This is a genomic window from Pseudomonas sp. S2_F03 (genome assembly GCF_054668335.1).
In genome coordinates, this window is the sequence record NZ_CP162759.1 from 4113122 (window position 1) to 4134597 (window position 21476).

Below are 21476 nucleotides of genomic sequence, written 5' to 3' on the forward strand. Positions count from 1 at the left end.
TCGTCGAGTGGTTCTATTCGGGAGCGTGATCGCGCAGGAACACCAGGTTGTCCGGTTTGGACTGCTCGGCGCTGTAGCGGTAACCCTGAACGTCAAATTGCTTGAGGTCGGCAGGGTTGTTGATGCGCTCTTCAATGACGAAGCGGCTCATCATGCCGCGGGCTTTTTTCGCGTAGAAACTGATGATCTTGTACTGGCCGTTCTTCAGGTCCTTGAAGTCGGTATTGATGATGCGTGCGTTCAGGGCGTTGCGTTTGACGGCCGAGAAGTACTCGTTGGACGCCAGGTTCAGCAGCACGTCATCACCTTGATCGGCCAAGGCTTCGTTCAGCCATTCGCTGATTCGCGTCCCCCAGAAGGCATACAGGTCCTTGCCACGGGCATTGGCCAGTTTGGTGCCCATCTCCAGCCGATACGGTTGCATCAGGTCCAGAGGACGCAGCAGGCCATACAGGCCGGACAACATGCGCAGATGCTGTTGGGCGTAGTCGAAATCGGCTTCGCTGAAGGTTTGTGCATTCAGGCCGGTGTACACGTCGCCTTTAAAAGCCAGCAACGCTTGATTGGCGTTTTCCGGGGTAAACGCTGGCGTCCAGCTTCGAAACGCGCGGCGTTGAGCCCGCCGATCTTGTCGGAGACGTGCATCAACTCGCTGATTTGCGCTGGTGTCAGATCGCGCAGCTGCATGATCAATTCCTGGGAATGATCGAGGTACTGCGGCTGGGTAAAGCGCTGGGTTGCCGGCGGTGTTTCGTAATCGAGGGTCTTGGCGGGGGAAATCACCATCAGCATGAAGTCGTCTCCTTTAATCGTGGGCGCGATTCAGGGGGTAGAGCCGGATGACTCCAGCTATCAACGTGATAGGTGCCGGACGGTGATCGTTCCCACGCTCTGCGTGGGAGCGATCAATCAAGGTGTAGCCGCTGTCGAGCAACGCGAGGCTGCGCTCTTTTGATCGTCTCGATATATAGTGCGGCGCGGGTTTTGTTATGGAGACATCCCATTGCGTATCGTTTTTATTTTTTCAGCCTGGCTGTTGAGCTTTGGTGCCTTGGCGGCGCCGGGCGATCTGGCGACGTTTGATCGCAGCACCTGGCCTGAAAAGCTCACCAGCCCGACCCTGTTCGACGTAGCGTCGCGGGCCGAAATCCTCATGTTTTCGCGGGTGCTGCTGGCCAGCGAATCGCTGGATGAGCCGGCACTGGCCCAGCGCCTGGGGTTGCGCAAGATCAATCTGGAAGCGGTCAACCAACTGCGCCAGCGTCTGTGGCAGCGCCTGCTGACCAACTACAACTTCGCCCAGCAAAGCTGTGATCAGGATGCTTCGTTCTGTTTCCTGGTCGAGGACATGGAAACCCTGCGCGGGCAAGCGGCCAAGTTCCAGGTCAGCGACGAGAGCTACTACATCAAGTGGGCCGAGCCGAGCCGTTTGTTCCACGCACAGTACCTGGACGAGCAACTGCGCAAGGCTGCTCTGTTTCCGCAGACCAGCAGTGAAGTCGATCGTTTTGGCGACTACGAGCGCAACGGCGATGCGATGCATGACCGGTTGTTTTTGCTGACCTTCGACAGCGCGGCCAACGTCGCCCCCGACAACACCGGCTGGGTCGCCGAGTACCTGCGAAAATCGAACATGAGCGGCACGTTCTTCGTCCTCGGCAAGGATATTCAGGCGCGTCTGGCCGAGCGCTCGGTGGCGGGCCTGCAAGCGATGTACTCGCAGCAATGCATCGGTGTGCAGGGCTGGGAGTTCCGCTCCCACAGCCACTGGCAGGATTGGCAGGATTCGGTGCGACGCAGCGTCGAGTTGGTCAAAAGCAAAATGCCGGAAAACTATGTGCCACTGTTTCGTCCGCCCGACGGTCAACGTCGCTCCGATGCCGAAGGCTTCTTCAACGCCCAGGGCTTGCAGGTGGCGTTATGGGATATCGATGCCCAGGACGGGGCGGGCAAGCTCAAGGGCAACCCCAGTGCGCAGCGCGTGCTGACGCTGATGCTGCTGTGGCGCCACGGCGTGATCAATTTCAATGTGAAGCAGGACGCGGTGAAAACGGCGATGCCCTGGCTCATTACGCAAACGGCGCAAAGCGGGATCGGTTGGGAGGATTGTCAGGACGCGTTTCGCTGAAAATGGAAAGTGCCCGTAAACATTGGGCTAAAGGCGGTTTTTTGAGGGGTTTCGCAGCAGGCGGACTTCCGACTTTAAACGGGTGGTGGCAGTCCGCCAAGTGCTATTGGTCATTCTGAAAAATAAACTTCAAAAAAACGTCAAAGTGCTTTTTTCTGTCACATGTTTTGGAGTATTACGAAGACAGACCGCCGAAACCTGCAACACAGGTGGCGTCTTCCAAGACCCGTTTGTTTGCAGTCACTGGATTCTCCGCAGGTGAGATTCGGCGGCCACTTCGAGGCGCAGCACCGCCCAGGTATTGCGTCTACTGGCTCCCACAAAGGTGACCGAGTATGGATGATCACGGACGTAGCTCTTCTTCCAACCAGCCAATCCTTTATGTACTCGATACCAACGTATTGATTCACGATCCAAACGCGCTGCTCAATTTCGAAGAACACCACGTCGCCATCCCGATGACCGTCCTTGAAGAGCTGGACAAGCTCAAGAGCGGGCATCACAGCGTGGCTGCGGAATGCCGTCAGGCGATTCGCCTGATCGACAAGACGCTGGGCGATGCCAGTCCTGAAGACGTAGAGCTTGGTGTACCGATCCAGCGCGGCAAAAGTGGGCCCAAGGGTTTGCTGTCAATTCTGATGAGCAAGCGCACCGAGCCGAATATCATTCTGCCCGAGCACCTGAACGACAACATCATCATCAACCAGTTGATCGATCTGCACGCGCGCTCGCCCAAGCTGCCCGTCGTGCTGGTCACCAAAGACATCAACATGCGCCTCAAGGCCCGGGCGTGCGGGATCGCGGCCGAGGACTACAGCACCGACCAACTGGTTGACGACGTTTCATTGCTGCCCAACGGCTACCACAACATGACCGGCTCTTTCTGGGACCGTGTGAGCAAGGTTGAAACCCGTCAGGACCATGGCCGCACATGGCACGAGGTGCAGTTGATCGACAACCTGCCGGCGGTGCACATCAACGAGTTCATCATTGATGAGCAGGGGTTTGTCGGCTGGATCAAGGAAATTGCAGAAGACCGTTTGCTGATCCTCGACCTGCACCAGGAACCGCTGCTGCATCAGGAAGCTTGGGGCCTGAAACCGCGTGACATCTATCAGAGCCTGGCGCTGTATGCCTTGCTCGATCCTGATATCCACCTGGTCAACCTGTCCGGTGCAGCCGGTTCGGGTAAAACCATCCTCGCGCTGGCGGCGGCGATCGAGCAGACCATGGTCAGTAAACGCTATCGCCGAATCATTGCCACTCGTAGCGTGCAGGGCCTGGACCAGGAGATCGGCTTCCTGCCCGGCACCGAAGCGGAAAAAATGGAGCCATGGCTGGGCGCTATCACCGACAACCTCGAAGCCTTGCACATGGATGACGAAAACACCCATGGCAGTGTCGACTACATCCTCAGCAAAGTGCCGTTGCAGTTCAAATCCCTCAACTACATCCGAGGTCGCAGCTTCCAGCAGAGCCTGATTTTGATCGATGAATGCCAGAACCTGACGCCGCACCAGATGAAAACCATCATCACCCGTGCCGGCGCCGGTTCCAAAGTGGTGTGCCTGGGCAACCTGGCGCAAATCGACACCCCTTACCTGTCCGCGACCAGCTCCGGGCTGACCTACCTGACCGAACGCTTCAAAGACTTCCCCAACGGTGTGCACATCACCCTGCAAGGGGTGCCTCGTTCGATTCTGGCCGAATACGCCGAATCGCATTTGTAACTGCTCAACCCAAACCGGGCGGCCCCCGAAGGTCGCCCGGTTTTTTTATGGATGAATGCAAACCCTGTGGGAGCGTGGCTTGCCCGCGATGCAGACACCGCGGTGCCTCAGGCATAACGCGTTGATCCCATCGCGGGCAAGCCACGCTCCCACAGGGTTCAATATGATCTTGCAATCAAACGTGCGGAAAATTGACCCGCAGGTTTACAATCGACGCTCCTGATCAGGAGTAACCCTGTGCTGACTCATCTCGATTCCCAAGGTCGCGCCAACATGGTCGACGTCACCGAAAAAGCCGTGACGTTCCGTGAAGCGACGGCCCAAGCGCTGGTGCGCATGCTGCCCGAAACGTTGCAGATGATCGTCAGTGGCGGTCATCCCAAAGGGGATGTGTTTGCCGTGGCGCGTATTGCCGGCATTCAGGCGGCGAAGAAAACCAGCGATCTGATTCCTCTGTGCCATCCGCTGATGCTGACTGGGATCAAAGTCGAACTCAGTGCCGAAGGCGACGATACCGTGCGCATCGTTGCGCGCTGCAAATTGTCCGGGCAGACCGGCGTCGAGATGGAAGCGCTGACCGCCGCCAGCGTGGCAGCCCTGACTATCTATGACATGTGCAAGGCTGTGGATCGCGGCATGACCATCGAAAGCGTGCGACTGCTGGAGAAGGTCGGCGGCAAGAGCGGTCATTTCCAGGCGGATCCATCATGAACGTCACCGTGAAGTTTTTTGCTCGTTACCGTGAAGCGCTCGGTGTGGACTCGGTAAAGGTTCAAGGCGATTTCGCTACGGTTGATGACGTGCGCGCGCTGCTGGCCCAACGTGACGGCGCCGATGTATTGAGCGAGCAGAACTTGATGTGCGCCCGCAACGAAGACCTGTGCCAGCTCGACGAGCCTGTCAGCGATGGCGATGAAGTGGCGTTTTTCCCGACCGTGACCGGGGGCTGAGCCATGGCGATTCGCGTGCAGCCTGCGCCGTTCGATCCGGGTGCCGAAGTCAACGCCATGCACGCTGCCAATGTGGGCGTGGGCGCGGTGGTGAGTTTTGTCGGCTACGTGCGCGACTTTAATGACGGCCTCGATGTGGCCGGGATGTTTCTTGAACACTACCCGGGCATGACCGAAAAAGCGCTTGGCAAAATTGCCATCGAAGCCGAGCAACGCTGGCCGCTGTTGAAGCTGGAAGTGTTGCACCGCATCGGTGCCCTGGAGCCAGGGGAGCCGATCGTCTTCGTTGGTGCCGCCAGCGCCCATCGTCAGGCCGCCTTCGATGCCTGTGCCTTTGTCATGGATTACCTGAAAACCCGCGCGCCGTTCTGGAAAAAGGAAAACACCAGCGACGGCCCGCGTTGGGTGGAAGGGCGTGACAGCGATCATGCGGCGGCGGATCGCTGGAAGCAGTAGATCCCGCAGCGTTCCCCCGTCAGTCATCGCGGGCAAGCCCGCTCCACAATGATGTTCAGTGAGCGCAAAGTTTGCGTACGACACAGAAACTGTGGGAGCGGGCTTGCCCGCGATGGCGTCATCAATAACACCGGAATTCTCGCTGACTCGCCTCCCGACCATCGGCCGGTGCGAGGTGCGCGCGCCTGATTGACGATTTGTACATTAAAGTCCAGTATGGAAATATAAGTACAAAAAAGATATTTCCCTGTTTCAGCTCTTTCCTCTGTCTTGCCAAACCAACAACAACCTGCGAGAGAACGAACATGAAGAAACTCCCCCTCATTACCGGTCTGGCGCTGAGCCTGTTGGCGTGCAGCTCGCTGTTCGCCGCTGATAAAACCCTGCGCATCGGTATCGAAGCCGCCTATCCGCCGTTCGCTTCCAAAACCGACAAAGGCGAGATCGTCGGTTTCGACTACGACATCGGTAATGCCCTGTGCGCGCAGATGAAGGTCAAATGTGTGTGGGTCGAAGGTGAGTTCGACGGTCTGATTCCTTCTCTGAAGGTGAAGAAAATCGACATGGCCCTGTCGTCCATGACCATTAACGAAGACCGCAAGAAGTCGGTGGATTTCACCCACAAGTATTACTTCACTTCCTCGCGTCTGGTCATGAAGGACGGCGCTGTAGTGGATGACCAGTACGCCAGCCTCAAGGGCAAGACTGTCGGCGTGCAGCGGGCAACCACCACCGACCGATATGCCACCGAGGTGTTTGAACCCAAGGGCATCAACGTCAAGCGCTATGGCAACAACGAAGAAATCTACATGGACCTGGCCGCCGGTCGTCTCGATGCCATTTTTGCCGACACCATTCCCCTCAATGACTTCCTGATGATGCCGCGCGGCAAAGGCTATGCGTTTGTCGGGCCAGAGTTGAAGGACCCGAAATACGTTGGCGAGGGTGCGGGGATCGCGGTGCGCAAGGGCAATGGTGAACTGGTCAGTGAGCTGAACACTGCCATTGATGGTATTCGTGCCAGTGGCGAATATCAGAAGATTTCCGACAAGTACTTCAAGTCCGATATCTACGGCGACTGATCAATCGCTTTCGCGGGCGAGCCCGCTCCCACAGGTTCAGTGATGCACATGTATGTTGTGCACGACTCGAACATTGTGGGAGCGGGCTTGCCCGCGATTGGGCCGGAGCAATCACTGCAAATCTTCAGCCCTTCAATTCCTTCAAATGCTTGTAAACCGTCGCCCGTCCCATGTTCAGCACATTGGCCACATAGTTCGAAGCACTCTTGCCCTTGAAGGCGCCTTCGGCGTGCAGCGCCAGCACCAGTTCGCGTTTGTGATCGCGCGTCAGCAGGTTAAGGCTCAACTGACGTTCGCGCAGCCAGGCGTGCAGGAAGGTATTGATCCGCTCCTGCCAGTCATCTCGAAACAGTGAATCCGGTTGCGGGATCAATTTGGTCGGCGACAGGAATAGATCGAGCGCCGCTTTTGCATTTTCGAACAGCGAGATGTTCAGGTTGACGCACAGCACCGCGAGCGGGTGACCTTCAGCGTCGCGCAATACCGTGCTCAAACTGCGAATCTTCTGACCGTCCCAATTAAGCTTTTCGTAAGGGCCGATGTTGGTTTCGCTGACATCGTCGCTGAGCATGTCCTCCAGCGCGGCGTCATCGCCGATTTCGCGTTTTGACAGATTGTTGGCGATGTAGTCGATCTTTTGCGTGCGCAGGTCATGCAGCACCACCTCGGCATGAGGAAAAACAGCGTGGCGATGGCATCGGCGATCGCTCGGTAATTGTCCAGCGCCGGGTCTTTTTCAGGTGCGTTCATACAGTGGAGCTCCAGGCAGCGTCAGCGCCCTGCAAAAAGGGCGCGTGAAGTTTGCCGCAATCGTGTCGACACGTCACCTGAGCAGGTGATCAGCCCAGGCGAGCGGGGGAGAGCATGCCGGCGTCCAGCCCGAAACGGCTGAGTGGCTCCGGCAAGGCTTCGCCGCGCACCAATGCTGCGCTGGCCTGGCCCATGGCGGGTGACGTCTGAATGCCATAACCGCCTTGTGCAGCGACCCAGAACAGCCCTGGCACTGTCGGGTCGAAGCCGGAGAGCAAATCACCGTCGGGTACGAAGCTGCGCAGGCCAGCCCAGGTGCGGGTCGGACGGCGAATGGTCAAGGTGGTGGCTTCTTCGATCTGGTAGATGCCCATCGCGATGTCCAACTCCTCGGGCTGCACGTCGTGCGGCTCTACTGGGTCGGCATTGGCGGGCGAACCGAGGAACATCCCCGCGTCGGGTTTCATGTAGAACGATTCGTCGAGACTGACCAGCATCGGCCAATGGTGGATGTCCACGCCGTCGGGACCGGCGAAGATGAACGCGGCACGTCGTTTCGGTTGCAGGCCCAGCGGCCGGGCGCCGGCCAGTGCACCGATTTTGTCGGCCCAGGCACCGGCGGCATTGATGATGACGGGGGCGCTGAAGGTCTGGCCGTTAGTGGTTACCTGCCACATCCCTTCGGCGTTCCGGGCCAGGCCTAGCACTTCGGTGTCGGTCAGGACTTCGCCTTTGTTGCGTCGAATGCCGCGCAAGTACCCCTGATGCAGGGCGTCGGTGTCGATGTCGCTGGCGGTGGGGTCGTAGATCGCGCCATGGACTTTTTCCCGGCGCAGAATCGGCAGGCGCGCGCAGGCTTCGTCGGCGCTGAGCAGTTGCATCTCAGGTACGGTGGCTTTGGCGCTGAGGTATTGATTGTTCAATTCAGTGGGATCGCCGGTGAAATCCACGGTCATCTCACCCCGTGGTGTCAACAACGGGTGTTCGCAGAAACCGGGCGGTGGTGCGTCGAAGAAGTCGCGGCTGGCCTGGGTCAGTGCGCGAACCTGGGGAGTGCCGTAGGCGGCGGTGTACAGCGCAGCGGAACGTCCGGTGGAGTGATAGGCCGGGTGCGATTCGCGTTCGAGCACAATCACCCTGGCTTGCTGCGAGAGCCAAAAACCGGTGGAAGCCCCGGCAATCCCGCCGCCGATGATGATGAAGTCTGCCTGGCTCATGAACGTCTCCTGATGGGGCGCAAATGCCATTGAAATAGAGGAAACCTGTGGGAGCCGGGCTTGCCCGCGATTGCATCACCGCGTGTGCCTGGCAGCGTGCGGCGTCTGCATCGCGGGCAAGCCCGCTCCCACAGGGTCAGGTGTTAGCGCTGCAATTGGTAAATGGCATTGGCCAGCGCAATGTCTTCCAGGCCCAGGCCGATGGAGCGGAAGAACACATGCCGGCTGTAATCAGGACGCTGTACCTTTTCGCTCAGCAAGTCAGGCAAGTCGCCGACAATCGCCTGCTTGTCCCAGCCATGTTGCTCGCCGGCAATCAGCATTTCGCCGGCCGACCCTGGTGTGGTCACACGGTAGTCGCAGAACACCTGCATGTCATTGAGGCTCTGCGGCGGGACTTCGTGGGCGCGTGGGGCATTGGTGCTGATGGAGGTGATCAGCGCCGGTTTACTCAAGCTTGACGGGTCGATCACCGGCCCTGCGGACGAGGTGCACAGCATGATCACGTCGGCGTCCCCGGTGGCCGCTTCGCGACTGTCGACGATGACCAGGCGTGGGTCGAGACTGTTGAGGTGCGCCAATACTTCGGGTTGCTTGTCGCTCAGACTTGGCGAATACAGCGTGATGCTCTGCCAGTCGCGCAGGTCTTTGACGTAGTGCAGGTGTGCCTGGGCAACTTTGCCGCTGCCGATGATCGCCAGACGCCGAGCCTTTAAAGGGGCGAGTGCATCGACCGCCACGGCGGTGGTGGCGGCCGTGCGTGCGGTGGTCAATTCACCGGCATCGCAAAGGAGTAGCGGCTGGCCGGTCTGCATCGACATCAGCAGGGTCCACGCGGTCACCAGCGGGCCTTGTTCGCGGACGATGTACGGTGAGGTTTTTAACCCCGTAGACACCGTCTTGCGCCAGTACGCCGAGGTAGTTGATGAAATCGCCCGCGCCCTGAGGGAATTCCACCAGTTGCTGTGCCGGTTGCACCGCTTGCCCGGCAGCCAGGTCGCGGAACAGCTTGCGCAGAATTTGCGGCACATCGACCCTGGCCAGCAGCTCGCGAGCCTGAGGTTGGGTGATCACATAAGGCGTACTGGACATGGTCGGCTCCGGACACTGAACTAAACTAATTTGTCCATTATGGACTTTTAGTTGTATCGGGCAAGCTCCTGTTGAAAAAAACCAGACGAAAAAAAAGCGCAGTCCGTTGCCGGCTGCGCCTCTTTCTTCAAGTGCCCGGTTATGGGCGCTTGCGCTCAACCGCCCGCAACAGATGCGTCGGTGGTGTTTCACAGCTGATCTTGCGACCCAGCAGCGCCTCGATGGACGGTAACTGGTAGGAGTCGTCCTCCCCGGCAAAACTGATGGACACGCCATCAGCGCCCGCCCGACCGGTACGGCCGATGCGGTGCACGTAGTCGTCCGGGACTTCCGGCAGGGTGAAGTTGATCACGTGGCTGATGCCGTCGATGTGAATGCCGCGACCGGCCACATCAGTGGCGACCAGAACGCGGATCTTGCCTTCGCGGAAACCTTCCAGGGTCTTGATGCGCTTGTGCTGCGGTACATCGCCAGACAGTTGCGCGGCGTTGACGCCATCACGCACCAGACGCTCTTCAATGCGTCGCACTTCATCCTTGCGGTTGGCGAAGACCATCACCCGCTCCCAACCGTTGTCGTTGACCAGGTTGTAGAGCAATTTGTATTTGTCGGCACCGGCAACGGCGTAGATGTGCTGCTCGACGTTTTCGCTGGCCACATTCTGCGCTTCGATCTCGACGATCGACGGGTCGGTGGTCCATTGCTTGGCGAGGTTCATCACGTCTTCGGTAAAGGTTGCGGAGAACAGCAGCGTTTGACGCTCGTTCTTCGGCGGCGTCTGGCGAATGATTTGACGCACTTGCGGGATGAAACCCATGTCGAGCATGCGGTCGGCTTCGTCCAGCACCATGACTTCGACCATGTCCAGGTGCACGTCGCCGCGCTGGTTGAAGTCGAGCAAGCGGCCCGGGGTGGCGACGAGGATGTCGCAGTGGCGGGCTTCGAGGTGCTTGAGTTGCTTGTCGAAGTCCATGCCACCGACAAACGTCATGACGTTGAGGCCGGTGTATTTGGTCAGGTCCGCTGCGTCTTTGGCGATCTGCACCACCAGTTCGCGGGTTGGCGCAATGATCAGCGCCCGCGGCTCACCCATGTAGCGCTCTTTCGGCGGCGGGGTTTGCAGCAGTTGGGTGATGATCGAAATCAGGAACGCCGCGGTTTTGCCGGTGCCGGTCTGGGCGCGACCGATGGCGTCTTTGCCCGCCAGGGTAAAGCCAAGCACCTGCGCCTGAATGGGCGTGCAGTACGGAAAGCCAAGGTCCTGGATGGCGTGCATCAGTTCCGGGGCAAGTTTGAAATCGTGGAAGCGGGTTTTGCCTTCCTGGGGTTCGACGACGAAATCTTCGAGTTTCCAGGGAATGACAGAGGCCTTTGGCTTGGGTTCGCGACGCGGTTTTGCCGGTTTTGGCGCTTCGCTACGCGGCTGCTCATCGACAGTCGCCGGGGCAGAGGAGTGGCCGGTGTGGTCATCGGCTCGTGTTTCGGTGCCGCTACGGTTGCGGTCCGGCCAGGCTGATTACCGTCGGTGCGGTGGCTGGGAGTATGAGACGGAGCGCTGGGAACTGGCGCGAGCTGCTCAGCCTCGCTTTTACCGAACATTTTCTTGAGTGCTTTGAGCACGGTCATCTCATCAATTGGTTAAGGAATGTACGCCGGCCAGTGTAATGCAAGAATCGGGCGCGGCGTAGTGGGATGATCAAAGGGCGGTATTTCACCTGAACGTTAACGCAAACGCTCTGTAAGCCAGGTGCCGATGTCGTGAATCTCTTCGGGTAACACTTCGTGACCCATTGGGTACTCTTGCCATGTCACGGTGACACCACGCTGCTTCAAATGCTCATAGGCAGAGCGGCCCATGGCGTTTTGCACCACGTCATCGTATTGACCGTGCAACGACAGCACGGGAATGCGTTGCTGGCTGGCTGAAAGCTCAAGCTGATCGCTGAACGTCGGGGCATAAGTGGAGAGGGCAAGTACGCCACCCAATGGCCCCTGCCATTTCAGGAATGCGGTGTGCAACACCACGGCGCCGCCTTGGGAAAAACCTGCCAAAAAAATCCGCGAGGCGTCTATTCCGCTGGCTCGTTGTGCTTCGATCAATTTAATGACCTTGTCCGCCGATGCTTCCAGTTGATCACGATTGATCGCGCGCGCTGGGTTCATGGCCAATATGTCGTACCAGCTCGGCATCTCGTAGCCGCCGTTAATGGTGACGGTACAGGTCGGCGCCTGGGGCAAAACGAATCGGGTGCTCAGCAGGGTTTCCTGCAACGCTTCCGCCACCGGCAGGAAGTCGTAACGGTCGGCACCCAGGCCGTGAAGCCATATAACGCAGGCGTCTGCGGCCTTCACGGGTTCAAGGATAAGGGGCTCGGTCATGGCTGCTCCATAGTTGTGCGCGCGCTCTCATTGAGTGCGAGATCCGGGTGCGCGTCTGGTTGATCAGTTAATAAGATGTCGCAAGGCTACAAGTTTTGCTATTGACCTGTCGCGTAAACGCTTCAGCAGGCGGTCTGGTACGGGCCTTGCTATGGGAAAACCTGCACGAACAATCCCACGCCTGTCGGTAACACTATCAGGCCATTGTTGGTGGTGGGATAGCAAAGAATCCGGTGATGGATGTTCGCCAGTGGCCGTTACGGGCTTAGCGAGCGTGAAAGGGCTACAGCCCGTTCGGCCGATTGGTGAGAAGTGAGTAATCCATGATGTGGGTTTTCTCCTACTAGACTCATAGCGCAGGTCCTTACGTCGGTTGACCCTAAAAAAAATCAACAGGGGTCAATTACGCCTCAAAAGGGTGCGGCAGGACTCAAGCTCCGACACAACAAGAGCAAAACTGGAGGTTTGAATGAAGATGTTGAAATCCACCCTGGCCATCGTGACTGCAGCCGCAGTACTCGGTGTCAGCGGGTTCGCTCAGGCGGGTGCAACCCTGGATGCAGTGCAGAAGAAAGGTTTCGTACAGTGCGGTGTAAGTGACGGTCTGCCGGGTTTCTCGGTTCCGGACTCCACTGGCAAGATCGTTGGTATCGATGCTGACTATTGCCGTGCTGTGGCCGCTGCCGTTTTCGGCGACGCGACCAAAGTGAAGTTCAGCCAGTTGAACGCCAAAGAGCGCTTCACTGCGCTGCAGTCGGGCGAAATCGACATCCTGTCGCGCAACACCACCATGACCAGCTCTCGTGACGCGGGCATGGGCCTGAAATTCCCTGGCTTCATCACTTACTACGACGGCATCGGCTTCCTGGTTAACAACAAGCTGGGCGTCAAGAGTGCCAAAGAACTGGACGGTGCAACCATCTGCATCCAGGCCGGTACCACCACCGAGCTGAACGTTTCCGACTACTTCCGCGGCAACGGTCTGAAATACACCCCGATCACGTTCGACACCTCTGACGAAAGCGCCAAGTCGCTCGAGTCCGGTCGTTGCGACGTACTGACCTCCGACAAGTCTCAGCTGTTCGCCCAGCGCAGCAAGCTGGCCTCGCCGAAGGACTACGTGGTTCTGCCGGAAACCATTTCCAAAGAACCTCTGGGCCCTGTCGTGCGTAACGGCGACGACGAATGGCTGGCCATTGTGCGCTGGACTGGCTACGCCATGCTCAACGCTGAAGAAGCCGGTATCACTTCGAAAAACGTCGAAGCTGAAGCCAAAGGCACCAAGAACCCGGACGTTGCTCGTCTGCTGGGCACCGACGGTGAATACGGCAAAGACCTGAAAGTGAAAAAAGACTGGGTCGTCCAGATCGTCAAGCAAGTCGGTAACTATGGCGAAGTGTTCGAGAAGAACCTCGGCAAGAACACTCCGCTGGAAATCGACCGCGGGCTGAACGCTCTGTGGAACGCTGGCGGCATTCAATACGCACCACCAGTGCGCTGATGGTTCTATCACCCGGTGGGCCAACCACCGGGTGATGTTCTGTTCCATTACATCCGGGGCACTTCATGCAAAATTCAATCGGCGCACCAAAGCAGAGGCTTAGCCTCAGCGATCCCAAAGTGCGTGCGTGGCTATTTCAGATCATCACCATCGTGGCGGTGGTCTCGATGGGCTGGTATCTGTTTGATAACACCCAGACCAATCTTCAGCACCGGGGCATTACCTCCGGTTTCAGCTTTTTGGAGCGCAGTGCCGGTTTCGGCATCGCTCAACACCTGATCGACTACACCGAATCGGACACCTATGCCCGAGTGTTTGTCATCGGCTTGCTCAACACGCTGCTGGTGACCTTCATCGGCGTGATCCTGGCGACGATCCTCGGGTTCATCGTCGGCGTGTCACGGCTGTCGAAGAACTGGATCATCAGCAAGGTAGCGACGGTGTATGTGGAAGTCTTCCGCAATATTCCGCCACTGCTGCAAATCCTGTTCTGGTACTTCGCGGTGTTCCTGACCATGCCGGGGCCGCGTAACAGTCATAATTTCGGCGACACCTTCTACGTCAGCAGCCGTGGCCTGAATATGCCGGCCGCCCAGATGTCGGACGGGTTCTGGCCGTTTGTGGCGAGCGTTGTGGTGGCCATCGTCGCCATCGTGCTGATGAGCCGCTGGGCGACCAAGCGCTTCGAAGAGACCGGCGTTCCGTTCCACAAGTTCTGGGTTGGCCTGGCGATGTTCCTGGTGATCCCGGCGCTGTGCGCATTGATCTTCGGTGCACCGCTGCACTGGGAAATGCCGAAGCTGCAAGGCTTCAACTTCGTCGGTGGCTGGGTACTGATCCCGGAATTGCTGGCGTTGACCCTGGCCCTGACGGTGTACACCGCGGCGTTCATCGCCGAAATCGTGCGTTCGGGCATCAAGTCGGTCAGCCACGGCCAGACCGAAGCGGCGCATTCGCTTGGCCTGCGCAACGGTCCGACGCTGCGCAAGGTGATCATCCCGCAAGCCTTGCGCGTGATCATTCCACCGCTCACCAGCCAATACCTGAACCTGGCGAAAAACTCCTCGCTGGCGGCCGGTATCGGTTATCCGGAAATGGTTTCGTTGTTTGCCGGTACGGTGCTGAACCAGACCGGGCAGGCGATCGAGGTGGTTGCCATCACCATGAGCGTGTACCTGGCGATCAGTATCAGCATCTCCCTGCTGATGAACTGGTACAACAAGCGCATTGCGCTGATCGAGCGGTAAGGAAAAGCGCATGAGTACTCATACTTTCAAACCTGACATGCCTCCACCGAGCAGCAGCATCGGTGTGGTCGCATGGATGCGCGCGAACATGTTTTCCAGCTGGCTCAACACCTTGCTGACCCTGTTCGCGTTTTACCTGATTTACCTGGTCGTCCCACCGATCCTGAACTGGGCCATCCTCGACGCCAACTGGGTGGGCACGACCCGCGCCGACTGCACCAAGGAAGGCGCCTGCTGGGTGTTTATCCAACAGCGTTTTGGTCAGTTCATGTACGGCTACTACCCACCGGAACTGCGCTGGCGCGTGGACCTGACCGTGTGGCTGGCCGTCATCGGCATTGCACCGTTGTTCATCTCGCGCTTTCACCGTAAAGCGGTATACGCGCTGAGCTTCCTGGTGCTGTACCCGATCATTGCCTACTTCCTGTTGCATGGCGGCATCTTCGGCTTGACCAACGTGGCAACCAGCCAGTGGGGCGGGCTGATGCTGACCCTGGTGATCGCCACCGTGGGGATTGCCGGTGCGTTGCCGCTGGGGATTGTCCTGGCGTTGGGCCGTCGGTCGAACATGCCGGCGATTCGCGTGGTCTGCGTGACCTTCATCGAATTCTGGCGCGGCGTGCCGTTGATCACGGTGCTGTTCATGTCGTCGGTGATGCTGCCGTTGTTCCTGCCTGAAGGCATGAGCTTCGACAAACTGTTGCGGGCGCTGATCGGCGTGATCCTGTTCCAGTCGGCCTATGTGGCCGAAGTGGTGCGCGGTGGTCTGCAAGCGATTCCAAAAGGTCAGTACGAAGCGGCTGCCGCGATGGGCCTCGGTTACTGGCGCAGCATGGGCCTGGTGATCCTGCCGCAAGCCCTGAAGCTGGTCATTCCCGGCATCGTCAACACCTTCATTGCGCTGTTCAAGGACACCAGCCTGGTGATCATCATCGGCCTGTTCGACCTGCTAAACAGCGTCAAACAAGCCGCCGCCGACCCGAAATGGCTGGGCATGGCTACTGAAGGTTATGTGTTCGCGGCCCTGGTGTTCTGGATTTTCTGTTTTGGTATGTCGCGCTATTCCATGCATCTGGAACGCAAGCTCGACACTGGCCACAAGCGTTAGGAGTTCTGTAATGAGCGAAGCAATCAAAAAGCCTGTGAGCCCTGAAGGCATTATTCAGATGCAGGGCGTGAACAAGTGGTATGGCCAGTTTCACGTGTTGAAAGACATCAACCTGAACGTGAAACAGGGCGAGCGTATTGTGTTGTGCGGCCCGTCGGGTTCGGGCAAATCCACCACCATCCGTTGCCTCAACCGTCTGGAAGAACACCAGCAGGGGCGCATCGTGGTCGATGGCGTGGAACTGACCAACGACCTCAAGCAGATCGAGTCGGTGCGCCGTGAAGTCGGCATGGTGTTCCAGCACTTCAATCTGTTTCCGCACCTGACCATCCTGCAGAACTGCACCTTGGCGCCGATGTGGGTACGCAAAATGCCCAAGCGCCAGGCCGAGGAAATCGCCATGCATTACCTGGAGCGCGTACGCATTCCGGAGCAGGCGCATAAATTCCCGGGGCAACTGTCCGGTGGTCAGCAACAGCGTGTGGCGATTGCCCGCGCGCTGTGCATGAAACCGAAAATCATGCTGTTCGATGAACCCACTTCCGCGCTCGACCCCGAGATGGTGAAAGAGGTGCTGGACACCATGATCGGCCTGGCTGAAGACGGCATGACCATGCTCTGCGTAACCCACGAAATGGGCTTCGCCCGTACCGTGGCCAATCGCGTGATCTTCATGGATAAGGGTGAAATCGTCGAACAGGCCGCGCCGAACGACTTCTTCGATAACCCGCAGAATGAGCGGACCAAGATGTTCCTGAGCCAGATCCTGCATTGATCGAAGCCAGGCAGTAAAATAAACCCGGACAGTGTTCCGGGTTTATTTTTTGGCTGGGGTTTGAGGTCAGGACGCCAATACTGTTTCCTGTTCCGGGAATCGAGCAGCGAGCAATCGCCTCAAGTCAGTGCCTTCGTTCATCGCTTGTATTTCAGCAAGTAAATGCGGATGACGATCCAACAGACGCATTAGCGTGAATAACGCTTGAGGTGGGGGAAGTTCGCCGCGTTCGTAACGTGAGAACGCATTGTGGCCAGCACCGGAAAGCTGCTTCACCGCTTCCTTCTGCGTGAGATGTAATTTTCGGCGGATGCGTTTCATCTCCGCGCCCATGGTCTGAAAGCAGTCTTCGAGCAATTTATCGCCAGCGTCGGAATAGCGCTCGGCGCTGTCAGTTTCATTATCGAAAATGATTTCACCGCATACCTTGCACTCCCAGCCGGCGATATCGTGCACCCAGCGTGATACGTTCTTGTAGTCGACACTGAGGCTGCGACCTTCGAAATGTTGCATGGCATGTCGAGTGCCACAACTCATGCATTGCCGCGTGTTCATAAGTTCCGCTCCTTGAAAGAGATCACCGGGGGCCCACCGTTGGGGCAGTAGGTCACTTTGATGTAGAGCTCCATTTCACGAAATGTAGTGTGGTAAACATCCTGCCACCTTCGGTGATCGGAGTAGCACGTCATTGACTTGTAGAGCATTCGGCGTTCCAGCGAGCAAATGATTGATTCCATATCTCGCAGGTGCAATCCCAATTGCGTGCCAGATCTCAATGCGACTTGAGTAAACGCTTTGGCTCCTTGCCTTCTTACCTCGTCCTTGATGACTGACAAGGCGTAGTGGGGTGTGTTCTTTTCCATAAGAAGCTGTGAACCCTATCCCTGAAATTACCCTTAAAGGGTAATTTTGACCAATCGAAAATCCCGCTCCATTTCCTTCTCTCTGACCGTAGGCGGTTGCCGTCCTACAGGTAGCTGACTAACATGTCAGAAAATTCATCCTATGATTGGATGAAAGGGCGAATTCCATGTCAGACATTTCTCCATTGACCAAGCGATCCTTGGTCGACCAAGCGCTGGACCAGTTACGCCTTCGCATCACGCAAGGCGTCTGGGTCGTCGGCCAACGTCTACCCACCGAACCGGAACTGGCGACCGAGCTGGGCATCAGCCGCAATACCGTGCGTGAAGCCATGCGCGTGTTGGCATTTTCAGGCTTGATCGAAATCCGCCAGGGCGACGGCAGTTACCTGCGGGCCGTGATCGATCCGTTGGACACGATGAAAGCCTTGTCCCGCTGCTCCCATGAGCAGGCCCGCGAAACGCGGCACATCCTCGAAGTTGAAGCCATCGGTCTCGCTGCGTTACGCAGAACGGATGAAGACCTGGTGGCGTTGCGCGAGGCACTCGGCGTCAGCGGCCGTCATTACCACGGCGATCTCGACAGTTACATCGCCTGCGACCTGGTCTTCCACCGCCGTCTGGTGGATGCCGCGCACAACCCGACGCTCAGCGAGCTGTATCGCTATTTCTCCAGCGTCATCGGCGCGCAATTGCGCCAGACCCTGAATATCACCCCGCGACGCCAGGAAGTATTCGACCTGCATATCGAGCTGCTGGATGCCGTCGAACAACGTGACCCGGAGCGGGCCAAAGCCTTGTCGAGGCAGTTGATCAATGAACCTTGAAACCGGGAAGCCCATGTCCAGCAGCGAAAACAACCTCGCCCAATCCAAGCGCACGACGGAGCTCGAAGAGCTGCTGATCGACGCCGAAGCGGATGACGAACAAGTCCAGCAAAGTCACCCGATACTGCGCCGGCCATGGCTGTTGTTACTGGGTCTGATCCTGGTGGCGTTGAACTTGCGCCCGGCGTTGTCGAGCATGGCGCCGATGCTCAGCGAGGTCTCGAAGACCCTCGGTTTGTCGGCTGCCCAGGCCGGCCTGCTGACGACTTTACCGGTGCTGTGCCTCGGCTTGTTCGCGCCGTTGGCGCCGGTGCTGGCGCGACGGTTTGGTGCCGAGCGGGTGGTGTTGGGCATTCTGCTGATGCTGGCGGGCGGGATCATTTTGCGCAGCTCATTTGGCCAGACAGGCTTGTTCGCCGGCAGTGTGCTGGCTGGTGCGAGCATTGGTGTGATCGGTGTTTTGTTGCCCGGTATCGTCAAGCGAGATTTCCCGAAACAGGCCGGCACCATGACCGGTGTCTACACCATGGCTTTGTGTCTGGGGGCGGCGATGGCCGCAGGTGCGACCGTGCCACTGAGCGAGCATTTCGACAAAAGCTGGGCCTTGGGTCTTGGCTTCTGGGTGTTGCCAGCATTGATCGCGGCGATCTTCTGGTTGCCGCAAGTGGGCGGCCAGAAACACGGTGCACACAATGTCGCTTACCGGGTTCGCGGGCTACTGCGTGATCCGTTGGCGTGGCAAGTGACCTTGTACATGGGGCTGCAATCCTCCCTGGCCTACATCGTGTTTGGCTGGTTGCCGTCGATCCTGATCGGCCGTGGCCTGACGCCGACACAAGCCGGTCTGGTGCTGTCAGGTTCGGTGATTGTTCAGTTGGTCAGTTCACTGGCGGCGCCTTGGCTGGCGACACGCGGCAAGGATCAGCGCCTGGCGATTGTGGTGGTGATGCTGATGACCCTCGGCGGCCTGTTCGGCTGTCTGTATGCGCCGATTGAAGGCCTGTGGGGCTGGGCGATTCTGCTCGGTCTGGGGCAGGGTGCCACGTTCAGCCTGGCGTTGACCCTCATTGTGCTGCGCTCGCGGGACTCGCATGTCGCGGCCAACCTGTCGAGCATGGCCCAGGGGTTCGGCTACACCCTGGCATCAATGGGACCGTTCGCGGTGGGTATCGTGCATGACTGGACCGGCGGCTGGACGGCGCTGGGTTGGATCTTTGGCGTGATTGGTCTCGGTGCGATTATTGCCGGGCTCGGTGCAGGACGTTCGCTGTACGTTCGAGTCGAAAGCGAAAAAATCTGACGCCTGCGCACTGTCGGTATTCGGCCCGCGAATGCCGATAGTGTTTCGCTCCGTTGCAGACTATCGTGCAGGCAATCTTTCAAGGCCATTTTGCAAGCACAGGGAGTCTGCCCATGAGTGATGCCCACAACGAATTGATCACCCGGTTCTATCAAGCTTTCCAGCGTCTGGATGCCGAGGCCATGAGTGCCTGCTATACCGACGACGTGGTGTTCAGTGATCCGGCGTTCGGTGAACTGCGCGGCCGCGACGCCGGCGACATGTGGCGCATGCTCACCACTCGGGCGAAGGATTTCTCCCTGACGTTCGATAACGTGCGGGCCGACGAGCGCACCGGCGGTGCGCATTGGGTCGCGACGTATCTGTTCAGCCAGACTGGCAACACCGTGGTCAACGACATTCAGGCCCGCTTCATATTTCGCGATGGCAAGATTTGCGAACATCACGACAGCTTCGACCTGTGGACCTGGTCCCGCCAGGCGCTGGGTTTCAAAGGGCTGATTCTGGGCTGGACACCTCTGGTCAGAAACGCCGTGCGTGCGCAAGCCCTGAAGGGGCTGAAGGCATTCCAGGCCAGTCGCTGATAAGATCGCGGCTTGTTTCCTACAAGCCTTGATCGTCACGTGAACACCCAGAGCGAATCTTCCGACATTGCCGCCGAGCCGGCGCTGCCCGTCAGCAAACCCTGGTTCGTCTACCTCGTTCGTGCGGCCAATGGCTCGCTCTACTGCGGGATCAGCGACGATCCCGTGCGTCGCTTCGCCACTCACCAGAGCGGCAAGGGCGCGCGGTTTTTCCTGTCCAGCCCTGCCATGGCCTTGGTCTACACCGAAATCTGTCGCGATAAAAGCGAAGCGCTACGACAGGAACGGCTGATCAAAAAACTCAAGAAAAGTGCCAAGGAATGTCTGGTGGCGAGCGCTGCTGCGGGCTTATCAACCTGACTGATAGGTTCCCATCAGGCAGATCTGTAGGCCGCGTGCGGATTGCGCGCTAAGCTGCGGATTCCTAATCCGTGCGGCGGAGCCGAGCATGTCCGAGTTGATTCTTCACCATTACCCGACGTCCCCCTTTGCCGAAAAGGCCCGTCTGTTATTGGGCTTCAAGGGGCTGTCCTGGCGCTCGGTGAACATCTCGCCGGTGATGCCAAAACCCGATCTGACGGCGTTGACGGGCGGTTACCGCAAGACGCCGGTATTGCAGATCGGGGCGGATATTTACTGCGACACGTCGCTGATCGCCCGTCGACTGGAACAGGAAAAAGCCTTGCCGGCGTTCTTCCCGGAAGGTCAGGAAATGATTGCCGCGACCCTCGCTGCATGGGCCGATTCGGTGGTGTTCCAGCATGCGGTCAGCCTGGTGTTTCAGCCGGAATCGATCGCCGTCAGATTTGGCAGGTTGTCGCCGGAAGCAATCAAGGCGTTTCTCGCTGACCGCGCTGGATTGTTCAGTGGCGGTAGTGCGACCCGATTGTCCGCCGAGCAGGCGCGGCACCAGTGGCCCACGATCATGTCGCGGCTGGAGCTGCAATTGCAGCGCGAGCAGGGTGACTTCCTGTTCGGCGAACCGTCGATTGCCGACTTCGCCCTGGCGCATTGCCTCTGGTTCCTCAAAGCCACCCCGGTCACTGCACCGCTGGTGGATGCTTACCCGGCGGTTGCCGCGTGGCACGCGCGAGTATTGGGTTTCGGGCACGGTGCCTTCAGCGAGATGACCTCCGAAGAGGCGCTGGAGATCGCGCGCAATAGCACGCCAGCGGCACTGCCGGATGAGCAGTTCGATGAGCCCAATGGATTTGAGGCGGGCCAGCAGGTGGTCATTGCCGCAACCGATTATGGCGTTGATCCGGTGGCCGGGGAATTAGTGTTCGCGGGCAGCGAGGAATTGATTCTGCGTCGTGAAGACGAGCGTGGCGGCGTGGTGCATGTGCACTTTCCACGGTTCGGATTCCGCATCGAGAAACACTGACCTGCCCCTGTGGGAGCGTGGCTTGCCCGCGATGAACGATTACGCGGTGTGACTGTTAGACCGAGTCGCGGCCATCGCGGGCAAGCCAGGCTCCTACAGGAAT

The 21476-nt window shown here is 58.5% G+C and carries 19 protein-coding genes and 4 pseudogenes; 15 read left to right on the top strand and 8 right to left on the bottom strand.

Annotation, left to right across the window (positions count from 1 at the left end; genetic code table 11):
- Positions 1–13: 13 nt before the first annotated feature.
- Positions 14–792: pseudogene (gene yaaA, locus AB4N76_RS19170) on the bottom strand (peroxide stress protein YaaA).
- 211 nt (positions 793–1003) lie between these two features.
- On the opposite strand from yaaA, the gene AB4N76_RS19175 reads away from it, so the two are divergent.
- The 6 genes from AB4N76_RS19175 (at position 1004) to AB4N76_RS19200 (ending at position 6346) form a co-directional block, all read left to right on the top strand.
- On the top strand, positions 1004–2128 hold the full coding sequence (locus AB4N76_RS19175; protein WP_460163402.1) for a polysaccharide deacetylase family protein: 1125 nt from the start codon (positions 1004–1006) through the stop codon (positions 2126–2128).
- Between the two features lie 335 nt (positions 2129–2463).
- A complete protein-coding gene (locus tag AB4N76_RS19180; protein ID WP_046028950.1) occupies positions 2464–3858 on the top strand; it encodes a PhoH family protein in 1395 nt (464 codons plus the stop codon).
- Between the two features lie 237 nt (positions 3859–4095).
- On the top strand, positions 4096–4569 hold the full coding sequence (gene moaC, locus AB4N76_RS19185; protein WP_046028954.1) for a cyclic pyranopterin monophosphate synthase MoaC: 474 nt from the start codon (positions 4096–4098) through the stop codon (positions 4567–4569).
- On the top strand, positions 4566–4808 hold the full coding sequence (gene moaD / locus AB4N76_RS19190; protein WP_046028955.1) for a molybdopterin converting factor subunit 1: 243 nt from the start codon (positions 4566–4568) through the stop codon (positions 4806–4808). Before moaC ends, moaD begins: the two co-directional genes overlap by 4 nt.
- Positions 4809–4811: 3 nt before the next feature.
- Complete coding sequence (gene moaE / locus AB4N76_RS19195) at positions 4812–5264, top strand: molybdopterin synthase catalytic subunit MoaE (protein WP_046028957.1); 453 nt, start codon at positions 4812–4814, stop codon at positions 5262–5264.
- Positions 5265–5569: 305 nt separating this feature from the next.
- Positions 5570–6346 (top strand): ABC transporter substrate-binding protein, encoded by a 777-nt coding sequence (locus tag AB4N76_RS19200; RefSeq protein WP_077430834.1) that lies wholly within the window; start codon positions 5570–5572, stop codon positions 6344–6346.
- A gap of 124 nt (positions 6347–6470) precedes the next feature.
- Here the strand turns inward: AB4N76_RS19200 and AB4N76_RS19205 are convergent.
- The 5 genes and pseudogenes from AB4N76_RS19205 to AB4N76_RS19225 form a co-directional block, all read right to left on the bottom strand.
- Positions 6471–7096 (bottom strand): annotated as a pseudogene (locus tag AB4N76_RS19205) (helix-turn-helix transcriptional regulator).
- 89 nt (positions 7097–7185) lie between these two features.
- Positions 7186–8313 (bottom strand): NAD(P)/FAD-dependent oxidoreductase, encoded by a 1128-nt coding sequence (locus AB4N76_RS19210; RefSeq protein WP_046028964.1) that lies wholly within the window; start codon positions 8311–8313, stop codon positions 7186–7188.
- Positions 8314–8456: 143 nt separating this feature from the next.
- Positions 8457–9405, bottom strand: a pseudogene (locus tag AB4N76_RS19215) (ornithine cyclodeaminase family protein).
- A gap of 139 nt (positions 9406–9544) precedes the next feature.
- Positions 9545–11031: pseudogene (rhlB, locus tag AB4N76_RS19220) on the bottom strand (ATP-dependent RNA helicase RhlB).
- A 96-nt stretch (positions 11032–11127) separates the two neighbouring features.
- Positions 11128–11784, bottom strand: a complete 657-nt coding sequence (locus tag AB4N76_RS19225) for an alpha/beta hydrolase (RefSeq protein ID WP_046028968.1) — start codon at positions 11782–11784, stop codon at positions 11128–11130.
- A 469-nt stretch (positions 11785–12253) separates the two neighbouring features.
- On the opposite strand from AB4N76_RS19225, the gene AB4N76_RS19230 reads away from it, so the two are divergent.
- The 4 genes from AB4N76_RS19230 (at position 12254) to AB4N76_RS19245 (ending at position 16415) form a co-directional block, all read left to right on the top strand.
- The gene (locus tag AB4N76_RS19230; protein ID WP_046028970.1) at positions 12254–13285 is read left to right on the top strand and encodes an amino acid ABC transporter substrate-binding protein; all 1032 of its coding nucleotides are present in this window, start codon (positions 12254–12256) and stop codon (positions 13283–13285) included.
- Between the two features lie 65 nt (positions 13286–13350).
- Entirely contained in the window at positions 13351–14532 is a 1182-nt protein-coding gene (locus tag AB4N76_RS19235) for an amino acid ABC transporter permease (RefSeq protein WP_046028971.1), read from the top strand.
- A gap of 10 nt (positions 14533–14542) precedes the next feature.
- Entirely contained in the window at positions 14543–15640 is a 1098-nt protein-coding gene (locus tag AB4N76_RS19240; RefSeq protein WP_046028973.1) for an amino acid ABC transporter permease, read from the top strand.
- Between the two features lie 10 nt (positions 15641–15650).
- Positions 15651–16415 (top strand): amino acid ABC transporter ATP-binding protein, encoded by a 765-nt coding sequence (locus AB4N76_RS19245; protein ID WP_007944823.1) that lies wholly within the window; start codon positions 15651–15653, stop codon positions 16413–16415.
- Positions 16416–16481: 66 nt separating this feature from the next.
- On the opposite strand, the gene AB4N76_RS19250 is transcribed toward AB4N76_RS19245, so the two are convergent.
- A complete protein-coding gene (locus AB4N76_RS19250) occupies positions 16482–16970 on the bottom strand; it encodes a type II toxin-antitoxin system MqsA family antitoxin (protein ID WP_077430829.1) in 489 nt (162 codons plus the stop codon).
- Positions 16967–17278 (bottom strand): type II toxin-antitoxin system MqsR family toxin, encoded by a 312-nt coding sequence (locus tag AB4N76_RS19255; protein ID WP_046028977.1) that lies wholly within the window; start codon positions 17276–17278, stop codon positions 16967–16969. The genes AB4N76_RS19250 and AB4N76_RS19255 overlap by 4 nt, the downstream gene beginning before the upstream one ends.
- 167 nt (positions 17279–17445) lie before the next feature.
- Here AB4N76_RS19255 and AB4N76_RS19260 point away from each other — a divergent pair, with 167 nt between their 5' ends.
- From AB4N76_RS19260 to AB4N76_RS19280, 5 genes are all read left to right on the top strand, one after another.
- Positions 17446–18105 carry a FadR/GntR family transcriptional regulator gene (locus AB4N76_RS19260; RefSeq protein WP_046028979.1) on the top strand — a complete coding sequence of 220 codons (660 nt, stop codon included), beginning with the start codon at positions 17446–17448 and terminating at the stop codon, positions 18103–18105.
- Positions 18095–19405, top strand: coding sequence for a CynX/NimT family MFS transporter (locus AB4N76_RS19265; RefSeq protein WP_460163403.1), 1311 nt, complete (start codon positions 18095–18097; stop codon positions 19403–19405). The genes AB4N76_RS19260 and AB4N76_RS19265 overlap by 11 nt, the downstream gene beginning before the upstream one ends.
- A 113-nt stretch (positions 19406–19518) precedes the next feature.
- Positions 19519–19989 carry a nuclear transport factor 2 family protein gene (locus AB4N76_RS19270; RefSeq protein WP_046028983.1) on the top strand — a complete coding sequence of 157 codons (471 nt, stop codon included), beginning with the start codon at positions 19519–19521 and terminating at the stop codon, positions 19987–19989.
- 39 nt (positions 19990–20028) lie between these two features.
- Complete coding sequence (locus tag AB4N76_RS19275) at positions 20029–20349, top strand: GIY-YIG nuclease family protein (RefSeq protein WP_460163404.1); 321 nt, start codon at positions 20029–20031, stop codon at positions 20347–20349.
- An 88-nt stretch (positions 20350–20437) separates the two neighbouring features.
- A complete protein-coding gene (locus AB4N76_RS19280) occupies positions 20438–21373 on the top strand; it encodes a glutathione S-transferase family protein (RefSeq protein ID WP_046028987.1) in 936 nt (311 codons plus the stop codon).
- The last annotated feature ends 103 nt before the right edge of the window (positions 21374–21476 follow it).

Bases quoted from the DNA above. Each gene is read 5' to 3' on its own strand.
- AB4N76_RS19180 (WP_046028950.1), top strand. From the start codon at position 2,464: ATGGATGATCACGGACGTAGCTCTTCTTCCAACCAGCCAATCCTTTAT.
- moaD (WP_046028955.1), top strand. From the start codon at position 4,566: ATGAACGTCACCGTGAAGTTTTTTGCTCGTTACCGTGAAGCGCTCGGT.
- moaE (WP_046028957.1), top strand. From the start codon at position 4,812: ATGGCGATTCGCGTGCAGCCTGCGCCGTTCGATCCGGGTGCCGAAGTC.
- AB4N76_RS19200 (WP_077430834.1), top strand. From the start codon at position 5,570: ATGAAGAAACTCCCCCTCATTACCGGTCTGGCGCTGAGCCTGTTGGCG.
- AB4N76_RS19210 (WP_046028964.1), bottom strand. From the start codon at position 8,313: ATGAGCCAGGCAGACTTCATCATCATCGGCGGCGGGATTGCCGGGGCT.
- AB4N76_RS19225 (WP_046028968.1), bottom strand. From the start codon at position 11,784: ATGACCGAGCCCCTTATCCTTGAACCCGTGAAGGCCGCAGACGCCTGC.
- AB4N76_RS19230 (WP_046028970.1), top strand. From the start codon at position 12,254: ATGAAGATGTTGAAATCCACCCTGGCCATCGTGACTGCAGCCGCAGTA.
- AB4N76_RS19235 (WP_046028971.1), top strand. From the start codon at position 13,351: ATGCAAAATTCAATCGGCGCACCAAAGCAGAGGCTTAGCCTCAGCGAT.
- AB4N76_RS19240 (WP_046028973.1), top strand. From the start codon at position 14,543: ATGAGTACTCATACTTTCAAACCTGACATGCCTCCACCGAGCAGCAGC.
- AB4N76_RS19245 (WP_007944823.1), top strand. From the start codon at position 15,651: ATGAGCGAAGCAATCAAAAAGCCTGTGAGCCCTGAAGGCATTATTCAG.
- AB4N76_RS19250 (WP_077430829.1), bottom strand. From the start codon at position 16,970: ATGAACACGCGGCAATGCATGAGTTGTGGCACTCGACATGCCATGCAA.
- AB4N76_RS19255 (WP_046028977.1), bottom strand. From the start codon at position 17,278: ATGGAAAAGAACACACCCCACTACGCCTTGTCAGTCATCAAGGACGAG.
- AB4N76_RS19260 (WP_046028979.1), top strand. From the start codon at position 17,446: ATGTCAGACATTTCTCCATTGACCAAGCGATCCTTGGTCGACCAAGCG.
- AB4N76_RS19265 (WP_460163403.1), top strand. From the start codon at position 18,095: ATGAACCTTGAAACCGGGAAGCCCATGTCCAGCAGCGAAAACAACCTC.
- AB4N76_RS19270 (WP_046028983.1), top strand. From the start codon at position 19,519: ATGAGTGATGCCCACAACGAATTGATCACCCGGTTCTATCAAGCTTTC.
- AB4N76_RS19280 (WP_046028987.1), top strand. From the start codon at position 20,438: ATGTCCGAGTTGATTCTTCACCATTACCCGACGTCCCCCTTTGCCGAA.